The sequence below is a fragment of the Burkholderia sp. AW49-1 genome (genome assembly GCF_053427845.1).
Genome location: NZ_JBSAXF010000142.1, coordinates 1 through 231 on the forward strand (window position 1 = coordinate 1; position 231 = coordinate 231).

Genomic DNA, 231 nt, shown 5'->3' on the forward strand with positions numbered 1-231 from the left:
TGCCCCTTGGCAACGCGGTAGCAACGAGAACACCAATGGCCTGCTGCGCCAGTTCCTGCCCAAGGGCATGGATCTGTCTGGGGTCACACAGATGCAGTTGAACGATATCGCCAAATTGATGAATGGCCGTCCTCGCCAAACCCTGAATTGGAAAACGCCGGAAGAGGCTATGGCCATGGAACTGGCCGCAGCCGGCTTAGCTAAACGTTGCACTTGATTCTTGAGACCGCC

1 protein-coding gene is annotated in these 231 nt (G+C 56.3%); it reads left to right on the forward strand.

The genetic code is table 11. The features are described from left to right. Positions 1-217, forward strand: a 217-nt coding sequence (locus tag ACV22W_RS33790) for a transposase (protein ID WP_448023884.1), incomplete at its 5' end; no start/stop codon positions are given. Positions 218-231 lie beyond the last annotated feature (14 nt).